The 17,926-nt window shown below is 38.1% G+C and carries 30 protein-coding genes; all 30 read right to left on the minus strand.

The features are described 5' to 3' along the window. Positions 1 to 97: 97 nt before the first annotated feature. The gene (gene deoB / locus EDD62_RS05960) at positions 98 to 1,285 is read right to left on the minus strand and encodes a phosphopentomutase (RefSeq protein WP_123807924.1); all 1,188 of its coding nucleotides are present in this window, start codon (positions 1,283 to 1,285) and stop codon (positions 98 to 100) included. Beyond that, a complete protein-coding gene (locus tag EDD62_RS05965) occupies positions 1,282 to 2,598 on the minus strand; it encodes a pyrimidine-nucleoside phosphorylase (RefSeq protein ID WP_123807925.1) in 1,317 nt (438 codons plus the stop codon). Before EDD62_RS05965 ends, deoB begins: the two co-directional genes overlap by 4 nt. Positions 2,599 to 3,059: 461 nt before the next feature. Further along, the gene (deoC, locus tag EDD62_RS05970; RefSeq protein WP_123807926.1) at positions 3,060 to 3,728 is read right to left on the minus strand and encodes a deoxyribose-phosphate aldolase; all 669 of its coding nucleotides are present in this window, start codon (positions 3,726 to 3,728) and stop codon (positions 3,060 to 3,062) included. Positions 3,729 to 3,759: 31 nt separating this feature from the next. Beyond that, positions 3,760 to 4,539: a tRNA pseudouridine(38-40) synthase TruA gene (truA, locus tag EDD62_RS05975; protein ID WP_123807927.1), complete on the minus strand. Its 780-nt coding sequence runs from the start codon at positions 4,537 to 4,539 to the stop codon at positions 3,760 to 3,762. A gap of 15 nt (positions 4,540 to 4,554) precedes the next feature. Beyond that, positions 4,555 to 5,361: an energy-coupling factor transporter transmembrane component T family protein gene (locus EDD62_RS05980; protein ID WP_123807928.1), complete on the minus strand. Its 807-nt coding sequence runs from the start codon at positions 5,359 to 5,361 to the stop codon at positions 4,555 to 4,557. Next, positions 5,348 to 6,187 carry an ATP-binding cassette domain-containing protein gene (locus EDD62_RS05985; protein WP_123807929.1) on the minus strand — a complete coding sequence of 280 codons (840 nt, stop codon included), beginning with the start codon at positions 6,185 to 6,187 and terminating at the stop codon, positions 5,348 to 5,350. Before EDD62_RS05985 ends, EDD62_RS05980 begins: the two co-directional genes overlap by 14 nt. After that, positions 6,184 to 6,945 carry an energy-coupling factor transporter ATPase gene (locus EDD62_RS05990; RefSeq protein ID WP_123807930.1) on the minus strand — a complete coding sequence of 254 codons (762 nt, stop codon included), beginning with the start codon at positions 6,943 to 6,945 and terminating at the stop codon, positions 6,184 to 6,186. The genes EDD62_RS05985 and EDD62_RS05990 overlap by 4 nt, the downstream gene beginning before the upstream one ends. Before the next feature lie 161 nt (positions 6,946 to 7,106). After that, positions 7,107 to 7,475, minus strand: coding sequence for a 50S ribosomal protein L17 (gene rplQ, locus EDD62_RS05995; RefSeq protein WP_077139652.1), 369 nt, complete (start codon positions 7,473 to 7,475; stop codon positions 7,107 to 7,109). A gap of 19 nt (positions 7,476 to 7,494) precedes the next feature. Beyond that, entirely contained in the window at positions 7,495 to 8,442 is a 948-nt protein-coding gene (locus EDD62_RS06000; RefSeq protein WP_077139651.1) for a DNA-directed RNA polymerase subunit alpha, read from the minus strand. A gap of 85 nt (positions 8,443 to 8,527) precedes the next feature. Next, the gene (gene rpsK / locus EDD62_RS06005; protein ID WP_077139650.1) at positions 8,528 to 8,917 is read right to left on the minus strand and encodes a 30S ribosomal protein S11; all 390 of its coding nucleotides are present in this window, start codon (positions 8,915 to 8,917) and stop codon (positions 8,528 to 8,530) included. A gap of 22 nt (positions 8,918 to 8,939) precedes the next feature. Continuing rightward, entirely contained in the window at positions 8,940 to 9,305 is a 366-nt protein-coding gene (rpsM, locus tag EDD62_RS06010) for a 30S ribosomal protein S13 (RefSeq protein ID WP_077139649.1), read from the minus strand. Positions 9,306 to 9,324: 19 nt separating this feature from the next. Beyond that, entirely contained in the window at positions 9,325 to 9,438 is a 114-nt protein-coding gene (gene rpmJ, locus EDD62_RS06015) for a 50S ribosomal protein L36 (protein ID WP_003156543.1), read from the minus strand. 33 nt (positions 9,439 to 9,471) lie between these two features. After that, positions 9,472 to 9,690 carry a translation initiation factor IF-1 gene (gene infA / locus EDD62_RS06020; protein WP_077139648.1) on the minus strand — a complete coding sequence of 73 codons (219 nt, stop codon included), beginning with the start codon at positions 9,688 to 9,690 and terminating at the stop codon, positions 9,472 to 9,474. A 176-nt stretch (positions 9,691 to 9,866) separates the two neighbouring features. Beyond that, positions 9,867 to 10,520 (minus strand): adenylate kinase, encoded by a 654-nt coding sequence (locus EDD62_RS06025; RefSeq protein ID WP_123807931.1) that lies wholly within the window; start codon positions 10,518 to 10,520, stop codon positions 9,867 to 9,869. A 17-nt stretch (positions 10,521 to 10,537) separates the two neighbouring features. Then, positions 10,538 to 11,830, minus strand: coding sequence for a preprotein translocase subunit SecY (gene secY / locus EDD62_RS06030; RefSeq protein ID WP_077139646.1), 1,293 nt, complete (start codon positions 11,828 to 11,830; stop codon positions 10,538 to 10,540). After that, positions 11,830 to 12,270 (minus strand): 50S ribosomal protein L15, encoded by a 441-nt coding sequence (gene rplO, locus EDD62_RS06035; RefSeq protein WP_077139645.1) that lies wholly within the window; start codon positions 12,268 to 12,270, stop codon positions 11,830 to 11,832. The genes secY and rplO overlap by 1 nt, the downstream gene beginning before the upstream one ends. Before the next feature lie 34 nt (positions 12,271 to 12,304). Next, positions 12,305 to 12,484 carry a 50S ribosomal protein L30 gene (gene rpmD / locus EDD62_RS06040; protein WP_123807932.1) on the minus strand — a complete coding sequence of 60 codons (180 nt, stop codon included), beginning with the start codon at positions 12,482 to 12,484 and terminating at the stop codon, positions 12,305 to 12,307. A 14-nt stretch (positions 12,485 to 12,498) separates the two neighbouring features. Continuing rightward, a complete protein-coding gene (gene rpsE, locus EDD62_RS06045; protein ID WP_077139643.1) occupies positions 12,499 to 12,993 on the minus strand; it encodes a 30S ribosomal protein S5 in 495 nt (164 codons plus the stop codon). 23 nt (positions 12,994 to 13,016) lie between these two features. Then, the gene (gene rplR, locus EDD62_RS06050; RefSeq protein ID WP_123807933.1) at positions 13,017 to 13,379 is read right to left on the minus strand and encodes a 50S ribosomal protein L18; all 363 of its coding nucleotides are present in this window, start codon (positions 13,377 to 13,379) and stop codon (positions 13,017 to 13,019) included. A 30-nt stretch (positions 13,380 to 13,409) separates the two neighbouring features. After that, entirely contained in the window at positions 13,410 to 13,946 is a 537-nt protein-coding gene (gene rplF / locus EDD62_RS06055; protein WP_123807934.1) for a 50S ribosomal protein L6, read from the minus strand. Between the two features lie 31 nt (positions 13,947 to 13,977). Then, positions 13,978 to 14,376, minus strand: a complete 399-nt coding sequence (rpsH, locus tag EDD62_RS06060) for a 30S ribosomal protein S8 (RefSeq protein ID WP_077139640.1) — start codon at positions 14,374 to 14,376, stop codon at positions 13,978 to 13,980. Positions 14,377 to 14,409: 33 nt separating this feature from the next. Further along, positions 14,410 to 14,595, minus strand: coding sequence for a type Z 30S ribosomal protein S14 (locus EDD62_RS06065; RefSeq protein ID WP_077139639.1), 186 nt, complete (start codon positions 14,593 to 14,595; stop codon positions 14,410 to 14,412). Between the two features lie 20 nt (positions 14,596 to 14,615). After that, complete coding sequence (rplE, locus tag EDD62_RS06070; protein WP_077139638.1) at positions 14,616 to 15,155, minus strand: 50S ribosomal protein L5; 540 nt, start codon at positions 15,153 to 15,155, stop codon at positions 14,616 to 14,618. A 27-nt stretch (positions 15,156 to 15,182) separates the two neighbouring features. Beyond that, positions 15,183 to 15,491, minus strand: a complete 309-nt coding sequence (gene rplX, locus EDD62_RS06075) for a 50S ribosomal protein L24 (RefSeq protein ID WP_077139637.1) — start codon at positions 15,489 to 15,491, stop codon at positions 15,183 to 15,185. Positions 15,492 to 15,525: 34 nt separating this feature from the next. Next, positions 15,526 to 15,894 (minus strand): 50S ribosomal protein L14, encoded by a 369-nt coding sequence (gene rplN, locus EDD62_RS06080; protein ID WP_077139636.1) that lies wholly within the window; start codon positions 15,892 to 15,894, stop codon positions 15,526 to 15,528. Positions 15,895 to 15,926: 32 nt separating this feature from the next. Continuing rightward, on the minus strand, positions 15,927 to 16,193 hold the full coding sequence (gene rpsQ / locus EDD62_RS06085; protein WP_123807935.1) for a 30S ribosomal protein S17: 267 nt from the start codon (positions 16,191 to 16,193) through the stop codon (positions 15,927 to 15,929). A gap of 24 nt (positions 16,194 to 16,217) precedes the next feature. Continuing rightward, a complete protein-coding gene (gene rpmC / locus EDD62_RS06090; protein WP_123808114.1) occupies positions 16,218 to 16,427 on the minus strand; it encodes a 50S ribosomal protein L29 in 210 nt (69 codons plus the stop codon). After that, positions 16,417 to 16,851 (minus strand): 50S ribosomal protein L16, encoded by a 435-nt coding sequence (rplP, locus tag EDD62_RS06095; protein ID WP_077139633.1) that lies wholly within the window; start codon positions 16,849 to 16,851, stop codon positions 16,417 to 16,419. Before rplP ends, rpmC begins: the two co-directional genes overlap by 11 nt. 1 nt (position 16,852) lies before the next feature. Further along, positions 16,853 to 17,509, minus strand: coding sequence for a 30S ribosomal protein S3 (gene rpsC, locus EDD62_RS06100; protein WP_123807936.1), 657 nt, complete (start codon positions 17,507 to 17,509; stop codon positions 16,853 to 16,855). Positions 17,510 to 17,527: 18 nt separating this feature from the next. After that, positions 17,528 to 17,923, minus strand: coding sequence for a 50S ribosomal protein L22 (gene rplV / locus EDD62_RS06105; RefSeq protein ID WP_123807937.1), 396 nt, complete (start codon positions 17,921 to 17,923; stop codon positions 17,528 to 17,530). Between the last annotated feature and the right edge of the window lie 3 nt (positions 17,924 to 17,926).

Raw genomic sequence — 17,926 nt, forward strand, 5'->3', positions numbered from 1 at the left:
TTGACGGTTTTTGTCAATGAAATTTCGTATGTTTCTCATTAAAATTAAAAAGCAACATAACACCTATTATAGCATAAATGTCATGTCGCTTTCGTCATTATTTATTCAATTCATTCATAAAGCTTTCACCATATGATGGTTGCTTTACGCCAAAGTTATCAGCGATTGTCATTGCGATATCACTAAATGTCTTAGACTGTCTAATTTTACCGTACTGTGTCGATTCAATCGACGGTGAATGAATGAGTAATGGTACATATTCTCTCGTATGGTCTGTTCCTGGTGCTGTTGGGTCGTTACCATGATCTGCTGTAATGATGAGTAAATCATCCTGCTCAAGGTGATTCATCAATTCTGGCAGTCGATCATCGAATGCTTTCAACGCTTCCGCATATCCTTTCGGATCTCTTCGGTGACCGTATTTCGCATCAAAGTCGACAAGATTCGTAAAGCTAAGTCCTGTAAAAGGTTGCTTCATGACGTTCAATAATTGATCTACGCCGTCCATATTATCTTTCGTTCGGACAGATTGAGTGACCCCTTCACCGTCGAAGATATCATTAATTTTACCGACTGCGATAACGTCTAATTGAGCATCTTTAAGCGCGTTCATCGTCGTCTCACCGAATGGTTTTAACGCGTAATCATGACGGTTTGATGTTCGTTCAAATTGCCCCGGTATTCCGATATAAGGTCGTGCGATAATTCGTCCGATCAAATATTTAGGATCTTTCGTAATTTCTCTGACATATTCACAGATTTCATACAGTTCATCCACTGGAATGACATCTTCATGGGCCGCAATTTGCAATACTGGATCTGCCGAAGTATAGACGATTAAATCACCAGTATTCAACTGATGCTCTCCCCATTCATCGATGATTTGTGTACCACTCGCTGGTCGATTTGCAACAACTTTGCGTCCTGTATGTTCTTCAATCTGCTTGATAAGATCATCCGGGAATCCGTTCGGGTATACTTTGAATGGTTCTTGAATATTTAGTCCCATGAGCTCCCAATGGCCTGTCATCGTATCTTTACCAACAGACGACTCTTCCATCTTCGTATAAAAAGCGTTCGGTTCATCAACGGGTTTCACTGTTGGTAACGATTCAATATTACCTAAGCCAAGTTGTTCTAAGTTAGGGAGTTCTGTTGGTGTGTGCTCTAATATGTGCTTTAACGTATGACTGCCTTCATCATTGAAATCCTTCGCATCTGGTGCTTCTCCGATGCCGACTGAGTCTAGAACGATTAAATGGATACGTTTAAATGAATATGTCATTGTGTAACATCCTTTCCTGTGATGACTTTATGAATGAGTGGGTATTCAATACGTTCATCATTGATCTTCACCGCATTCAACACTTTCTCCTTCACCGCTTCAACGTCTTGTTGATTGGCATGTATCGTTGCGATAGATTCTCCAGCTTCTACTTGGTCACCAATCTTTTTGTGTAATACGATGCCGACAGCAAGATCAATCACATCATCTTTTGTCGCTCGACCGGCACCTAAATGCATACTTGCAACACCGAGTTCATTCGCGATCAGTTCAGTAATGTAACCTGATGATTCAGCCGGTACATCGATTTGATACTGAGCGGTTGGTAATGTCGTTGGATTATCTACTTGCGATGGATTACCGCCTTGATTTTTTATAAATGTTTTAAACGTTTCTAATGCTTTCTTCGATTCAATCGCTTCGATTAACATTTCACGGGCTTCTTCAATCGTTGAAGCTTTTTCACCGAGTACAACCATTCGACTGCCTAGTTCTAATACAAGTTCAGTCAAATCTTCAGGCCCATTGCCAGTCAATGTATCAATCGCTTCTTTCACTTCTAACGCATTACCAATTGCATAACCGAGTGGTTGATTCATATCAGAGATAACCGCTTCCGTCGTACGTCCGATATGTTGACCGATAGAAACCATTGCTTTTGCTAGTTCAGAGGCACTTTCGATGTCTTTCATAAATGCACCTTTACCCACTTTAACATCGAGAACGATCCGTTCTGCACCTGATGCGATTTTTTTACTCATAATTGAAGAGGCAATTAACGGAATTGAGTTCACAGTCGCTGTCACATCTCGAAGGGCGTATAATTTTTTATCCGCTGGTGTTAAATCACCTGATTGACCGATGACTGCAACTTTATCTCGATTGACGCAATCGATAAATGATTGTTGGTCTAACTCGATGTTGAAGCCTTCGAAAGACTCTAACTTATCTAATGTTCCACCGGTATGCCCTAACCCACGACCACTCATCTTCGCAACTGGCACACCAACACTCGCAACTAATGGGGCCAGCACTAATGTCGTCGTATCTCCAACACCACCCGTTGAATGCTTATCCACTTTGATACCATCAATTTCAGAGAGATCGATTTCCTGTCCAGATAAGACCATCTGTCGTGTTAATTCACCACGTTCTTCATCATTCATATCTTGGAAAAATATCGTCATTGCTAATGCAGATGCTTGATAATCTGGAATATCACCTTTCGAGTAACCTTGAACGAAAAACTCAATTTCTTCTGCCGACAATGCATGTCCATCACGCTTTTTTTCAATAACATCAACCATTCTCATTGTCATAACCTCCTCGGTTGTTTTAATTATATTATACCTTAATTGATGATGATGTTCACTCGATGGTGATTGATTTAACAAACGCGATATTCTTATTAAATGCTGTTGACTAAAATTTTTTGGTTGGTCGTTTTGAGTTTCCTACTCAATCTATCCACTATACAACTACTTTAGTGGGTAGTTTCGACACTTTTCTCTCAATCTACCCACTATAAACCTTTTTTAGTAGGTAGTTTCAACACTTTTCTCTCAATCTACCCACTATACAACTACTTTAGTGGTTAGTTTCAACACTTTTCTCTCAATCTACCCACTATAAACCTTTTTTAGTAGGTAGTTTCAACATTTGTTACTCAATCTACCCACTATACTCAACTAATATTGCAAACTAAATTCAATCACTTAAAATTTTGGCAAAGAAATAACCCGATAAAATAAAATTTTATCGGGTTTAGTATTTTTTAGTAATCACTATCGCTCTCTAATCCTTGCATGATTTTCACTCCGCTTGATGCGCCGATGCGCGTTGCGCCGGCTTCGATCATTTTGTTCATGTCTTCTAATGAGCGAACACCTCCGCTTGCTTTCACTTCAAGTCTGTCTCCTACAGTTTGCTTCATCAGTTGAACGGCTTCAACCGTTGCGCCGCCTGTTGAAAATCCTGTCGATGTTTTGACGAAATCTGCTCCGGCTTTTTCAGAGATTTCACACGCTTTCTTAATTTCATCATCTGATAATAAGCACGTTTCTAATATGACTTTGACGATTTTTGATTCTTTATGCGCTGCTGACACAACGCTTTGGATATCTAATTGGACTTCATCGTATAATTCATCTTTTAACTTCGCGACGTTGATCACCATATCAATTTCATCGGCTCCGTCTTTGATTGCTTGAACTGTTTCGAAGACTTTCGTTTCGGTCGCGTTTTGACCTAATGGGAATCCAACGACTGTACATACGAGGACTTCACTGTCTTGTAATGCTTTACGACTATGTGCGACGTAACTCGGTTGAACACAGACACTTTTGAAGTTGTATTGTTTTGCCTCTTCGATTAGTGTATTGATTTGATTTAATGTTGCATCTTGCTTCAATTGCGTATGATCAATATATTGATTATATTCCATCATCATTCCTCCTCATACTTTCTTAATTCTTTTATAACGTATTTAATTCAGCAACACAATGTTTTAACTCATCTTCTGAATAAAATGTTCGCTCTAAATAGAGCCCTTCACTTGGTGCGGTCTTATGTGCTTTCGTACGATCACGAGCTTCGATGACCTTATGGACATCATCAACTTCGCGAAATCCTTGTGCTATGTCGGTTAAAAAATTGACGATAATACGAACCATGTTGTACAAAAAGCCATCGCCGACAATGACGAAATCAAATCCATATGTTGTTTCAATCACTTTCGATAAATAAATGGTGCGGACTTTTCGATCGATTTCGGTTTTCGCTGAACAAAAACTAGTAAAATCATGCGTTCCTTCAAAAAGTCTAGCAGCTTTTTGCATGTCAGTAATATTCAAGTCATAAGGCATATGTGTCATTAAGTTAACCTTCAATGGATCTCGCAAAGGATTCGTATACACTCGGTAACGATACATCTTCCCGATTGTGTCATATCGGCAATGAAATTGGTCATCCACCTTATTCACTCGAGTAACAACGATGTCATTAGGAAGGGCTGAATTAAACGCATGCATCCATTTATCTTCTGGTAGCGTTAAATGGCTATCGAAATGAATAAATTGTTCCAAAGCATGAACGCCTTTATCTGTTCGACTCGCTGGGTGAATTCGGACGAATTGTTGATGCATCCGTTGTGTAATGCGTTCTAATTCACGTTGCACCGTCTTCAAATCGTGTTGAATCTGAAACCCTTGATAAGCTGCACCATTATATTGTAACGACATTAAAATTCGCTCCATATGAATCTCCTTATCTTAAATGTTGTTAAGTCTCAACAGTATTAATAGTACTCCAATGCACATCACTGAAATTATAATCAATGTATCTTTAAATTTCCACGTCAGTACTTTATAGTATGTTCGCTGAACATTCGTATCATAACCTCTAGCTTCCATCGCATTAGCTAAATCTTCAGCGCGCTTAAATGATTGAATAAAGATTGGGATGACCAACGCTTGTACTGCTTTAAATCGTGCACTCAATGAGCCCATTGCGACATCAGCACCACGCGCCGCTTGAGCTCTTCGAATTAAATCAAGTTCGTCAATGAGTGTCGGAATAAAACGAATCGCGATAGACATCATTAACGCAATCGATTCAACGGGAATACCGATAACTTTAAGTGGTGCACATAACGATTCTATCCCTTGCGTCAATTCGATTGGACTCGTTGATAGCGTTAAAATCGTTGCAAAATACATCAATAAAATAAATCGTAATGATATAAATATTCCTTGGACTAATCCGTGAGAATAGATTGATAGAAACTTCCATGACCATAACAACTCTCCACCCTTTGTTGTGAATAAATGGACAAAGAATGCGAATAATACAATCAATAGAATAGGCTTTAACCCATTCAATACATAACTAATATTAAATTTAGCAAATAGAGTCAATATCAATGCGACAGCAATTAACACACCGTATGTCACAACAGAATTCGCAATAAAAACGATTAACATTAATAGAAAGAACGCCAAAAATTTCGCTCTTGGGTCTAAATGATGAATCACAGAATCTTGAGGAATATATTTGCCGACTAAATTATCTTTTAGCATGGCGAATCCTCCATTGCTCTATAAAGTCCTTTTCTTTTATGATGCAGTCATCGATTGAATAGCCCGCGCGTAATTGTAGTCTAACAATCGTTGGCAACTGTTCAACTAAATTTGATGTATATAAATGATCTATATACTGGTCAGTTGAACCAACGAATGACAAACGTCCATCAGAGAGTTCAATCGTTGCATCACTCAGTTCAGCGACTAAATCCATATCATGTGAGACGATAATGATCGTAATCCCTTGGCGTCTCAATGTGTGAATCATCTTCATAACATCTTGAACACCTTTATAATCAAGTGCAGCAGTCGGTTCATCTAATACGAGAATGTCTGGATTCATTGCAATAATACATAATAATGCGACACGTCTTTTCTCACCACCAGATAATTGAATAGGGTTCCGATCAAGCAATGACCGATCTAATCCCAACTCATCAGCTAATCGATAAGCGCGGTCAATCGCATCTTCTTTAGACATCCCATAGCGCATTGGACCAAAGATAATATCATCAAGCACTGTCGCTTCGAACAATTGAGTTTCAGGAGATTGAAATACAATCCCAACACGCTGACGTAGATTAAATAATCGTTTCGGCTTCGCTCGTTTCGTGACGTGTTGATCAAGCACATGTAATATTCCATCCGTCGGCTGCAACCATCCATTGAAATGTTGAATTAACGTAGACTTTCCTGAACCCGTGTGACCAACAATCGCGGTAATCTGTTGCTTCTCAATCGTAAAATTAATGTCACTTAATGCATTATGAGCGAGCGGTGAGTTCGGTTGATACGTGTGGTATAGCTGTTTAGCTTGAATCATATTCTGTTCACCAACTCATCTTCTGTAATATAAACAGACGTATCCATCCCCATCTCATGAGCAATTCGCATCGCATACGGTACCGTTAAACCAACAGCACGAAGTTCATCAACTCGAGTAAATATTTCTTCTGGAGACCCTTCCATGATTTTACGACCATCATTCATGACAATGACTAAATCTGCAAGCTTTGCCTCTTCCATATCATGTGTAATTTGAATCATACTCATCTGTTGTCTATGCTTAAGACGTTTTAATATATCACCAAATTGTTGACGTCCATTTGGATCTAACATACTGGTCACTTCATCTAAAAAAATCAAATCTGGTTGTATCGCAAGCGCCCCTGCTAAAGCAACACGTTGTTTCTGTCCCCCCGACAGTTTCGATACTTCATGTTGTAAATAATCGATCATATCAACAAGCTCCAATGATTCGTATATTCTATCTTTCATTTCATACTGTGGAATTTGATGATACTCTAATCCGAATGCAATATCATCTTCTACGGTCACTCCGACAAATTGATTATCGGGATTTTGGAAGACGATTGATTTCTTTAAATTGGGCTTCTCCTTAATCTTACCCTCTGTAGGATTCAATATGGATAGAGCGAGTTTAGCAATGGTTGACTTCCCTGATCCGTTCGCTCCGATGATTGCGATATGCTGCGTCGGTTGAATTTGAAATGACAATTGATCAATAATTCGCTCTGATGATTGCTTGTATTGGAATGATACATGATCGAACTCAAACATTGCTAAACACCTCCTTACACCTATTGTATATTATGTATAAAAAAAGCGCGTGCCCTGAAGGGATCACGCGTATATATGAAATGATATTCAGGGCACGAATGAGCTAGACGAATGTTTTATCAAAACATCATCGTAACACTCTTCACTTTTAGGTTTAGTGACTATACTAACTCGATAATCACCATTTCTGAACCGTCTCCACGACGAGGACCTTTTTTCATGATACGAGTATATCCACCTTGACGGTCTTCGTAACGTGGTGCGATTTCTGCGAATAATTTTTGAACTGCATCTTGAGTTGATTCATCTTCATTCGTGATTTCAACTGGACGCAATACTTTAATCGCTTGACGACGTGCATTTAAATCTCCACGTTTACCTAAAGTAATTAATTTCTCTACAGATTTACGAACTTCTTTCGCTTTCGCTTCTGTCGTTTCGATACGTTCTTTAACGATTAATGATGTCGATAAGTCACGTAACAATGCTTTACGTTGGTCTGATGTACGACCTAATTTTCTGTAACCCATATGTGTAACCTCCTTTACTCTATTGGTCTTCTTTTTGTAGTGATAGACCTAAGTCTTCTAACTTAACTTTCACTTCTTCTAATGACTTACGTCCTAAATTACGAACTTTCATCATATCAGCCTCACTCTTATCTGCTAATTCTTGTACAGAATTAATGCCTGCACGCTTCAAGCAGTTGTATGAACGCACTGATAAGTCTAATTCTTCTATCGACATTTCAAGGACTTTTTCTTTTTGATCTGTTTGTTTCTCAACCATGATTTCAGCGTTTTGCGCTTCATCTGTCAAGCCTACAAATATATTCAAATGCTCAGTGAAAATCTTCGCACTTAAAGAAATAGCTTCTTGTGGTGTGATTGAACCGTCAGTCCACACATCTAATGTTAACTTATCAAAATTAGTCATTTGACCTACACGTGTATTCTCAACAGTGTAATTTACACGTTCTACTGGTGTATAGATTGAGTCAATCGGAATAACACCAATTGGTAAGTCTCCTGTTTTATTATCTTCAGCTCGTGCATAACCACGACCTTTGTTCGCTACCAAGCGCATTTTGAAATGACCGCCTTCAGATACAGTAGCAATATATAATTCAGGATTTAAGATTTCAACATCACTATCATGCGTAATATCTTTAGCAGTCACTTCGCCTGCTTGATTTACGTCTATTTCAAGTGTTTTCTCTTCATCAGAGTAAATCTTAAGTGATAATTCTTTTAAGTTCATAATAATCGATGTTACATCTTCTACAACGTTATCAATCGCTGAGAATTCATGTAATACACCTTCAATTTCAATGTGTTTAACGGCCGCACCTGGTAATGAAGACAGTAGGATACGACGTAAGGAGTTTCCAAGCGTTGTTCCATAGCCACGTTCTAATGGTTCGATGACGAACTTACCAAACTTAGAATCATCGCTTACTTCAATTGTTTCAATTCTAGGCTTCTCGATTTCAATCATTGATTAATATCCTCCTTCAATACGTCGAATGTCAGTTAATGAGATTCATTTAAATTATAAATTAAACGGATTGATTTTAAAACTATTATACACGACGACGTTTCGGTGGGCGACAACCGTTATGAGGAACTGGTGTTACATCTTTAATCGCTGTAACTTCTAAACCAGCTGATTGTAATGCACGGATTGCTGATTCACGACCAGAACCAGGTCCTTTAACTGTTACTTCAACAGACTTAAGTCCGTGTTCCATCGCAGCTTTAGAAGCAGTTTCACTTGCCATTTGGGCAGCGAATGGTGTTGATTTCTTACTACCTTTGAATCCAAGTGCACCAGCTGATGACCATGAAATTGCGTTACCGAAATCATCAGTAATTGTCACGATCGTATTGTTAAATGTAGAACGGATATGTGCTACACCTGTTTCAATATTCTTTTTCACTCGACGTTTACGAGATACTTGTTTACGTGCCATATTAAACTCACTCCTTTACTTATTATTTCTTTTTGTTTGCTACTGTTTTAACTGGACCTTTACGAGTACGTGCGTTGTTTTTCGTATGTTGACCACGAACTGGTAAACCACGACGATGACGGATTCCACGGTAAGAAGCAATCTCCATTAGACGTTTAATATCCATGTTGATCTCACGACGTAAGTCACCTTCTACTTTGTAACTATCTACAACTTCACGAATTTTATTTAATTCATCTTCAGTTAAATCACGTGTACGCGTGTCTTCAGAAACTCCAGCTTTCGCTAAGATCTCTTCAGAACGTTTCTTTCCGATACCGTATACATAAGTTAACGAAATTACGATACGTTTTTCACGTGGAATGTCTACTCCTGCGATACGAGCCATACCTTTACACCTCCATTAATTATCCTTGTTTTTGCTTATGCTTAGGGTTTTCACAAATTACCATAACTTTACCTTTTCTGCGGATAACTTTACATTTTTCACAGATTGGTTTAACTGATGGTCTTACTTTCATAGTTATTCAAACCTCCTTATTTGTGGAGCTTCATTATTTATAACGATACGTAATACGTCCTCTTGTTAAATCGTATGGTGACATTTCAACTGTCACTTTATCGCCTGGTAAGATACGGATGTAGTTCATACGAATCTTACCCGATACATGAGCTAAAATCTCATGTCCGTTCTCAAGTTCTACTTTGAACTGTGCATTTGGAAGTGTATCGAGTACTGTTCCTTCTAATTCAATCACATCTTGTTTAGCCAAATTAATTCCCTCCTCACTTAATGATTATTGTTAAAATCTATGAAGCGTTCGGAAAACATATTGAAATATATTAGTTGTGCGATTATAAACGATTTTAGAGAGACGGTTGTATCTGCTCCTGATCTAATTCAACTCCGGTTCCAAAGAGCTTTAGCTTCATGTTGTTAAGTGATGGGTTATTGATTTAAATCCACTAAAATGGACTGAATTTCATTAAACACATCATCGATATCACCTTCACCATTCACTTCTTTTAATACACCTTGTGCATCATAGAAATCTAATAATGGCTTAGTTTGCTTAATGTTAACATCTAATCGGTTTTGAACTGTTTCAGGGTTATCGTCTTCACGTTGATAAAGCTTAGTACCATCATTATCGCACACACCTTCAACTTTTGGTGGATTGAATACTAAATGATATGCTTTACCACATGTTTTACAAATTCTTCTCCCTGTTAAGCGCGTTAACAATTCTTCTTGAGCAACGTTAATATAAATGACTGCATCAATTTTTGATGACAAATCCTTCATAATCTCGTTTAATGCTTCTGCTTGCTCAACCGTTCTTGGGAAACCATCAAGCAAAAATCCTTTAGATGCATCAGACTCATTCAATCTATCTCTAACAATTCCAATGGTTACTTCATCAGGTACTAGTTCACCTTTATCCATAAAAGATTTCGCTTTCGCACCGAGTGGTGTTTCATCTTTCATCGCTTTTCGGAACATATCACCTGTAGAAATATGTGGAATTGGGTATTTTTCTGTTATTAATTCTGCTTGCGTTCCTTTACCAGCACCTGGTAAACCCATAAGAATGATATTCATTATAATATAATCCCCTTTTATCTTTTTCTGAACCCTTTATATTCACGTTCGTTTAATTGTGCTTCTAACGTCTTCATTGTCTCTAAAGCTACACCGATTACGATCAGTAAGCTCGTACCCCCAACTTGAATTGCTTGAGGTAAGTTCATAAATTTCGTAACAAGTAATGGCAATATTGAGATTGCTGCTAAAAATATTGAGCCGACAAACACTAAACGATATAACACTGACGTAATATATTTCTCTGTTGACTTACCTGGGCGAATCCCCGGGACATAACTCCCTTGTTTTTGTAAGTTTTCAGCCATTTGTTCAGGATTCACTTGAACGAATGAATAGAAATACGTAAACGCAATAATTAATACAACATAAACGATCATACCAATAGGATTACTCGGGTCACTCGCGTTAGCAAATGACTTGGCCCATTGTTGATCTGGGAAGAATAATGATAATGTCTGCGGTAACATAAAGAATGCCATCGCAAAGATTACTGGGATTACACCGGCAGGGTTCACTTTCAATGGTAAGAAAGTTGACTGTGGTGCAAGTCTAGATCCTTGTGTTTGACGTTTTGCATATTGAATCGGAATTTTACGAACAGCTTGTAGAATAAATACACTTAATGCTGTAATCAACACTAAGAATACAAACAAGCCAACAACTTGTAACACTGCCATTGTCGTATTATCAGCACCGACAAAGTTTTGTTGATAAAGTTGTATAAGTGCATCAGGAATTACTGCTAATATACCCGCAAAGATAATAATTGAAATACCATTACCAACACCATGTTGAGTAATCATCTCACCAAGCCACATTAAAAATGCAGTCCCTGTTGTGAGTACGATTGCGATCAGCAAATAACCCCATACTGATTGATCCGTTATTAATTGACCCTGTAACATTCTATTAAATGAATACGACATCGCTAATGCTTGAATAAATGCTAGCACAATCGTGAAGTAGCGTGTAAATTGAGTCAATTTACGACGACCAACGTCACCTTGCTTAGCCCATTCTGTAAATTTCGGAACAACATCCATCTGCAATAATTGAACAACGATTGATGCTGTAATGTATGGCATAATACCCATTGCAAGAATGGAGAAGTTTTTCAACGCTCCACCACCGAATGTGTTGAATAAGTCCATAACACCTTGTTTATTTCCAGTGTCAAATGCTGACGGATCAACACCTGGAACAGGAATAAACGTTCCAATCTTAAAAATTAAAAGCATTGCTAGTGTAAATAGGATCTTGTTTCTAATTTCTTTAACTTTAAAGAAATTGATTAACGTTCCAATCATTAGATCACCTCGTAAGTTCCGCCCTTAGCTTCAATCGCTTCAACTGCTGAACGAGAGAATTTATGAGCTTTAATTGTTAACTTTTTATCTAATGAACCGTTACCTAAGATTTTAATTCCTGATTTTTCATTCTTAACAATACCTGCTTCAACAAGTACAGCTGGATTGATTTCAGTACCTTCTTCGAAACGATTCAAAGTCTCTAAATTAACAATAGCATATTCTTTACGGTTTATGTTAGTAAATCCACGTTTTGGTAAACGTCTGAATAATGGAAGTTGTCCACCTTCGAATCCTAAACGTACACCGCCACCTGAACGTGCGTTTTGACCTTTGTGACCACGACCACTTGTTTTACCGTTACCACTTGACATACCACGTCCAACACGGTTGCGCGTATTACGTGCACCTTCTACTGGTTTCATTTCATGTAATTTCATCTTTGTTGCACCTCCCTAAGATAAATTGTGAATACTATTTCTCTTCTACTGTTACTAAGTGTGATACTTTGTTAATTTGTCCACGAATTGCATCGTTATCTTCGTGTTCTACAGTTGAGTTCACTTTAGTCAATCCTAATGCTTTCACTGTATCACGTTGCGCTTGTGGACGCCCAATTAAACTTTTAGTGAGGGTGATTTGAACTTTAGCCATGAATAATTCCCTCCTTATCCTTTTATTTCATCAGGTGATAGTCCGCGTAATTTAGCAACGTCTTCTACTGTTTTCAAGTTAGTTAATCCTTGAATTGTTGCACGAACCATGTTGATTGGAGTATTTGAACCTAATGATTTACTTACGATATCCGTAATTCCAGCAAGCTCTAATACGGCACGAACTGGACCACCAGCGATCACCCCTGTACCTGGTTGAGCAGGTTTCATTAAGATGCTCCCTGAACCGAAGCGTCCTACGATTTCATGAGGTGTTGTACCATCTACACGTGGTACTTCAACTAAGTCACGTTTTGCAGCTTCAACAGCTTTCTTGATCGCTTCAGGTACCTCTTGTGCTTTCCCTGTACCGAAACCGACACGTCCGTTTTTGTCTCCGACAACAACAAGTGCGGCGAAACGGAATGTACGACCACCTTTAACAACTTTTGCGACACGGTTAATTGTTACTACGCGTTCTTCAAATTCAGATTCTTCTCTACGAGCCATAGATTTATGTCCCTCCTTTTAAATTAAAATTCTAATCCATTTTCACGAGCTGCATCAGCTAATGCTTTAATACGTCCGTGGTATAAATATCCACCACGATCGAACACAACCGTTTTTACGTTTTTCTCAACAGCAGCTTTAGCGACTATTTCGCCAACTTTCTTCGCTGCTTCAACGTTAGACGTTGAATCTAATCCTAATGCAGGATCAGTAGAAGTTGCACTTGCAATAGTCACACCTTCATCATCATTGATTACTTGAGCATAAATGTGCTTGTTAGAACGATAAATGCTTAAGCGTGGTCTTTCGGCAGTACCAGAAATCTTTGAACGAATACGAGCACGTCTTTTAAGACGAACTTTATTCTTATCAATTTTTGATATCATGTGCTTACTCCTTTCTTATATTAACGTTTATTATTTACCTGTTTTACCTTCTTTACGTCTTACGTATTCACCTACATAACGAATACCTTTACCTTTGTATGGTTCAGGTGGTCTAATTGAACGGATTTTTGATGCAACGGCACCAACTTCTTCTTTAGAGATCCCTTCAACTTTAACGTTTGTATTCTTATCTACTGTAATCGTAATGTATTCACTTGTTTCGATTTCAACTGGGTGAGATAGACCAACATTTAACACTAATGTTTGACCTTGCATTTGAGCACGGTAACCTACCCCGATAAGTTCTAATGAACGTTCGAATCCAGTTGATACACCAGTAATCATGTTTTGTAACAATGCTCTTGTTGTACCGTGAATCGTACGATGTTCTTTAGATTCTGATGGACGCTCTATTTCGATTGTATTTTCCTCTTGCTTGAACGTCATCTCTTCATTAAACGTCTTTGTCAATTCACCTTTAGGACCTTTAACTGTTACTGTAGATCCATCAAATTTAACTTCAACTCCACTTGGAATTTCGATAATTTTTTTACCTACACGACTCATTCGCGATGCACCTCCTTATTTTCTAAATGTATTACCAAACGTATGCGAGTACTTCTCCACCGATGTTTTTCTGTCTTGCTTCTTTGTCAGTTAATACGCCTTCTGATGTTGAAACTAATGCAATTCCAAGACCATTTAAAACTCTTGGTAATTCATCAGCTTTAGCATATACACGTAAACCAGGTTTAGAAATACGTTTAATTCCAGAAATAACACGCTCATTGTTCTCACCGTATTTCAAGAACATACGGATAACACCTTGCTTGTCATCTTCGATGAATTCAACGTTCTTTACGAACCCTTCACGCTTTAAGATTTGGGCGATTTCTTTTTTGATGTTTGATGCAGGTAATTCTAATGATTCGTGGCGAACCATATTCGCATTACGTACACGAGTTAACATATCTGCAATAGGATCAGTCATTGTCATAATTAAATTGCCTCCTTTCGTTTATCTAAAATTCTACCAGCTTGCTTTTTTAACGCCTGGAATTTGGCCTTTATAGGCAAGTTCACGGAAACATATACGGCAAAGTTTGAATTTGCGAATCACTGAATGTGGTCTTCCACAACGTTCACAACGTGTATATTCACGGACTTTGAATTTTTGTTTACGTTGTTGCTTTGTCTTCATTGAAGTTTTAGCCATAATTTCGCCTCCTTATACGATTATTTTTGGAATGGCATACCGAATTGAGTTAATAGTTCTCTAGACTCTTCGTCTGTATTTGCTGTTGTTACAATTACGATGTCCATACCGCGTACTTTTGAAACTTTATCATAATCGATTTCTGGGAAGATCAATTGTTCTTTAACACCTAAAGTGTAGTTTCCACGACCGTCGAAGGCTTTCTTAGAAATACCACGGAAGTCACGTACACGTGGTAACGAAACTGAAATCAGTTTGTCTAAGAATTCATACATTCTCTCACCACGTAATGTTACTTTAGCTCCGATTGGCATACCTTCACGTAAACGGAATGTCGCGATTGATTTTTTCGCTTTTGTAATTAATGGCTTTTGACCAGTGATTGCTTGTAATTCTTCTACCGCAGTATCTAATACTTTAGCGTTTTGAACTGCATCACCAATCCCCATATTCACAACGATTTTTTCGATTTTAGGAACTTCCATTACAGAATCGTAATTGAATTTATTCATTAATTCTTTAGTAATTGTTTCTTTATATTTATCATGTAAACGCGTCAATTTAGTTGCCTCCTTTCACTTTCGTTACTATTTAATTTCTTGACCTGATTTTTTAGCAATACGAACTTTCTTGCCATCTTCGATTTTCTTGCCAATTCGTGTTGGCTCATTTGTTTTAGGGTCAACGTGCATAACGTTTGATACGTGGATGCTCGCTTCTGTTTCTAAAATTCCACCTTCAGGATTCATTTGAGTTGGTTTTTGATGTTTTTTCATCATATTCACGCCTTCTACAACGACGCGATCTTTTTTCGGTAAAGCTTTCAGTACAACGCCTTGTTTACCTTTGTCTTTACCTGAGATGACTACAACTTTGTCTCCAGTTTTTACATGCATGGTGGTGGCACCTCCTTATTATTGGATTGTTATATTATAATACTTCTGGTGATAATGAAACGATCTTCATGAAGTTACCTTCACGCAATTCACGTGCAACCGGTCCAAAGATACGAGTACCACGAGGGCCTTTGTCATCACGGATAATTACACATGCGTTCTCATCAAACTTGATGTATGAACCATCTTCACGACGAACACCTGACTTCGTACGAACGATGACCGCTTTCACAACGTCACCTTTCTTTACAACGCCACCTGGTGTTGCATTCTTTACAGTACATACAATCACATCACCGATGTTGGCAGTTTTACGACCTGAACCGCCCAATACTTTAATCGTTAAGACTTCACGAGCCCCTGAGTTGTCTGCTACTTTCAAACGACTTTCTTGTTGGATCATTTACTTGACCTCCCTTACGAAGTGATTTTGTGTTAAATAATTACTGATTCTTCAACAATTTCAACTAAGCGGAAACGCTTATCTTTAGATAATGGACGAGTTTCCATAATACGAACGATGTCGTTCATTTTAGCTGAGTTGTTTTCATCATGTGCTTTATATTTCTTTGAGTATTTCACACGTTTACCATATAAACCGTGTTTCTTTTGAGTTTCTACTAAGACCGTGATTGTTTTATCCATTTTGTCTGATACAACACGCCCAGTATATACTTTACGATTGTTTCTTTCTTCAGTCATGATCGTCAAAACCTCCTTTATTTATTAGTTTTTGTTAGCTGTTTGCTCTAATTCACGTTCTCTTACGATTGTCTTCATACGAGCGATTGATTTTCTCACTTCGCGAATACGTGCCGTGTTTTCTAGCTGACCTGTAGCTAGTTGAAAGCGTAAGTTGAACAATTCTTCTTTTAAGGATTTGACTTCATTTTCGATTTCTGCTGTGGTTAACTCTCTAATTTCCTTAGCTTTCATTCGGATCACCACCCAATTCTTCACGTTTAACGATCTTTGTTTTTACAGGTAGCTTGTGTGCTGCAAGACGTAATGCTTCACGTGCTACTTCTTCTTCTACACCTGCGACTTCGAACATGATACGACCTGGTTTTACAACTGCAATCCATCCTTCAACTGCACCTTTACCTGATCCCATACGTACTTCTAATGGTTTCTTTGTATATGGTGTATGAGGGAAAATCTTAATCCATACTTTACCGCCACGTTTCATATAACGTGTCATTGCAATACGCGCTGACTCGATTTGACGTGAAGTAATCCAAGATGTTGTCGTTGCTTGTAAACCGTAATCACCAAATGTTACTTCAGTTCCGCCTTTCGCACGACCTTTTGTATCTGGTCTATGTTGACGACGGTATTTTACTCTTTTAGGTAATAACATATTATTTTCCTCCTTTACTATTATTCTTAGTAGGAAGAACCTCTCCACGATAAACCCATACTTTGACACCTAATTTACCGTATGTTGTGTCTGCTTCTGCGTGTGCATAATCGATATCCGCACGTAGAGTATGAAGTGGAACAGTTCCTTCTGAATATTGTTCTGCACGCGCAATATCAGCTCCGCCTAAACGCCCTGACACTTGAGTTTTGATCCCTTTTGCACCAAGTTTCATCGCACGAGAGATAGCTTGCTTCTGAGCACGACGGAATGATACACGGTTTTCTAATTGACGTGCAATGTTTTCTGCTACTAATTTCGCATCAAGATCTACTTTCTTGATTTCTACGACATTAATGTGAACTTTCTTGTCTGTTAATTTCGCTAAGTTGTTACGTAATTTATCAATTTCAGATCCACCTTTACCGATCACCATTCCTGGTTTACCTGTATGGATTGAAATATTTAGTCTATTTGCGGCACGTTCGATTTCAACTTTTGATACGGCAGCATCTTTTAAGTTTTCTTCGATATATTTACGAATCTTTAAGTCTTCATGAAGTAATGTTGCGAAATTCTTGTCATCTGCATACCATTTTGCTTCCCAGTCTTGGATAATACCGACACGAAGACCAGTTGGATTAATCTTTTGACCCACTGTATTCCCTCCTTAATATTATGCGTTTTGTTCTTCTTTTGTTTCTTCAGTTTGTTCGTTGTTTGTCGTTTCTTCTTGAACAGCTTTTTCGACAACTGTTACGTGAATATGACTTGTTCTTTTGTTGATTTTTGAAGCACGACCTTGTGCACGTGGACGGAAACGTTTAAGTGTTGGTCCTTCATTAGCAAATGCTTCTTTAATCATTAAGTTATCAATATCCATATCGTAGTTATGCTCAGCGTTAGCGATTGCTGACATTAGCACTTTTTCTACAACTGGAGATGCTTCTTTGTTTGTTAATTTCAAGATTGCGATCGCTTCTTGAACATCTTTACCACGGATTAAATCTAATACAAGACGTACTTTACGTGGTGCAATGCGGATCGTTCTCGCCATAGCTTTTGATTCCATCAT

The sequence above is a fragment of the Abyssicoccus albus genome, assembly GCF_003815035.1.
Taxonomy (GTDB): Bacteria; Bacillota; Bacilli; order Staphylococcales; family Abyssicoccaceae; genus Abyssicoccus; species Abyssicoccus albus.

Excerpts from the sequence above, each read along its gene's own strand:
- deoB (WP_123807924.1), bottom strand. The coding sequence starts at position 1,285 with ATGACATATTCATTTAAACGTATCCATTTAATCGTTCTAGACTCAGTC.
- EDD62_RS05965 (WP_123807925.1), bottom strand. The coding sequence starts at position 2,598 with ATGAGAATGGTTGATGTTATTGAAAAAAAGCGTGATGGACATGCATTG.
- deoC (WP_123807926.1), bottom strand. The coding sequence starts at position 3,728 with ATGGAATATAATCAATATATTGATCATACGCAATTGAAGCAAGATGCA.
- truA (WP_123807927.1), bottom strand. The coding sequence starts at position 4,539 with ATGGAGCGAATTTTAATGTCGTTACAATATAATGGTGCAGCTTATCAA.
- EDD62_RS05980 (WP_123807928.1), bottom strand. The coding sequence starts at position 5,361 with ATGCTAAAAGATAATTTAGTCGGCAAATATATTCCTCAAGATTCTGTG.
- EDD62_RS05985 (WP_123807929.1), bottom strand. The coding sequence starts at position 6,187 with ATGATTCAAGCTAAACAGCTATACCACACGTATCAACCGAACTCACCG.
- EDD62_RS05990 (WP_123807930.1), bottom strand. The coding sequence starts at position 6,945 with ATGTTTGAGTTCGATCATGTATCATTCCAATACAAGCAATCATCAGAG.
- rplQ (WP_077139652.1), bottom strand. The coding sequence starts at position 7,475 with ATGGGTTACAGAAAATTAGGTCGTACATCAGACCAACGTAAAGCATTG.
- EDD62_RS06000 (WP_077139651.1), bottom strand. The coding sequence starts at position 8,442 with ATGATTGAAATCGAGAAGCCTAGAATTGAAACAATTGAAGTAAGCGAT.
- rpsK (WP_077139650.1), bottom strand. The coding sequence starts at position 8,917 with ATGGCACGTAAACAAGTATCTCGTAAACGTCGAGTGAAAAAGAATATT.
- rpsM (WP_077139649.1), bottom strand. The coding sequence starts at position 9,305 with ATGGCTCGTATCGCAGGAGTAGACATTCCACGTGAAAAACGTATCGTA.
- rpmJ (WP_003156543.1), bottom strand. The coding sequence starts at position 9,438 with ATGAAAGTAAGACCATCAGTTAAACCAATCTGTGAAAAATGTAAAGTT.
- EDD62_RS06025 (WP_123807931.1), bottom strand. The coding sequence starts at position 10,520 with ATGAATATCATTCTTATGGGTTTACCAGGTGCTGGTAAAGGAACGCAA.
- secY (WP_077139646.1), bottom strand. The coding sequence starts at position 11,830 with ATGATTGGAACGTTAATCAATTTCTTTAAAGTTAAAGAAATTAGAAAC.
- rplO (WP_077139645.1), bottom strand. The coding sequence starts at position 12,270 with ATGAAATTACATGAAATGAAACCAGTAGAAGGTGCACGTAATACGCGC.
- rpmD (WP_123807932.1), bottom strand. The coding sequence starts at position 12,484 with ATGGCTAAAGTTCAAATCACCCTCACTAAAAGTTTAATTGGGCGTCCA.
- rpsE (WP_077139643.1), bottom strand. The coding sequence starts at position 12,993 with ATGGCTCGTAGAGAAGAATCTGAATTTGAAGAACGCGTAGTAACAATT.
- rplR (WP_123807933.1), bottom strand. The coding sequence starts at position 13,379 with ATGATATCAAAAATTGATAAGAATAAAGTTCGTCTTAAAAGACGTGCT.
- rplF (WP_123807934.1), bottom strand. The coding sequence starts at position 13,946 with ATGAGTCGTGTAGGTAAAAAAATTATCGAAATTCCAAGTGGAGTTGAA.
- rpsH (WP_077139640.1), bottom strand. The coding sequence starts at position 14,376 with ATGACAATGACTGATCCTATTGCAGATATGTTAACTCGTGTACGTAAT.
- EDD62_RS06065 (WP_077139639.1), bottom strand. The coding sequence starts at position 14,595 with ATGGCTAAAACTTCAATGAAGACAAAGCAACAACGTAAACAAAAATTC.
- rplX (WP_077139637.1), bottom strand. The coding sequence starts at position 15,491 with ATGCATGTAAAAACTGGAGACAAAGTTGTAGTCATCTCAGGTAAAGAC.
- rplN (WP_077139636.1), bottom strand. The coding sequence starts at position 15,894 with ATGATCCAACAAGAAAGTCGTTTGAAAGTAGCAGACAACTCAGGGGCT.
- rpsQ (WP_123807935.1), bottom strand. The coding sequence starts at position 16,193 with ATGACTGAAGAAAGAAACAATCGTAAAGTATATACTGGGCGTGTTGTA.
- rpmC (WP_123808114.1), bottom strand. The coding sequence starts at position 16,427 with ATGAAAGCTAAGGAAATTAGAGAGTTAACCACAGCAGAAATCGAAAAT.
- rplP (WP_077139633.1), bottom strand. The coding sequence starts at position 16,851 with ATGTTATTACCTAAAAGAGTAAAATACCGTCGTCAACATAGACCAGAT.
- rplV (WP_123807937.1), bottom strand. The coding sequence starts at position 17,923 with ATGGAATCAAAAGCTATGGCGAGAACGATCCGCATTGCACCACGTAAA.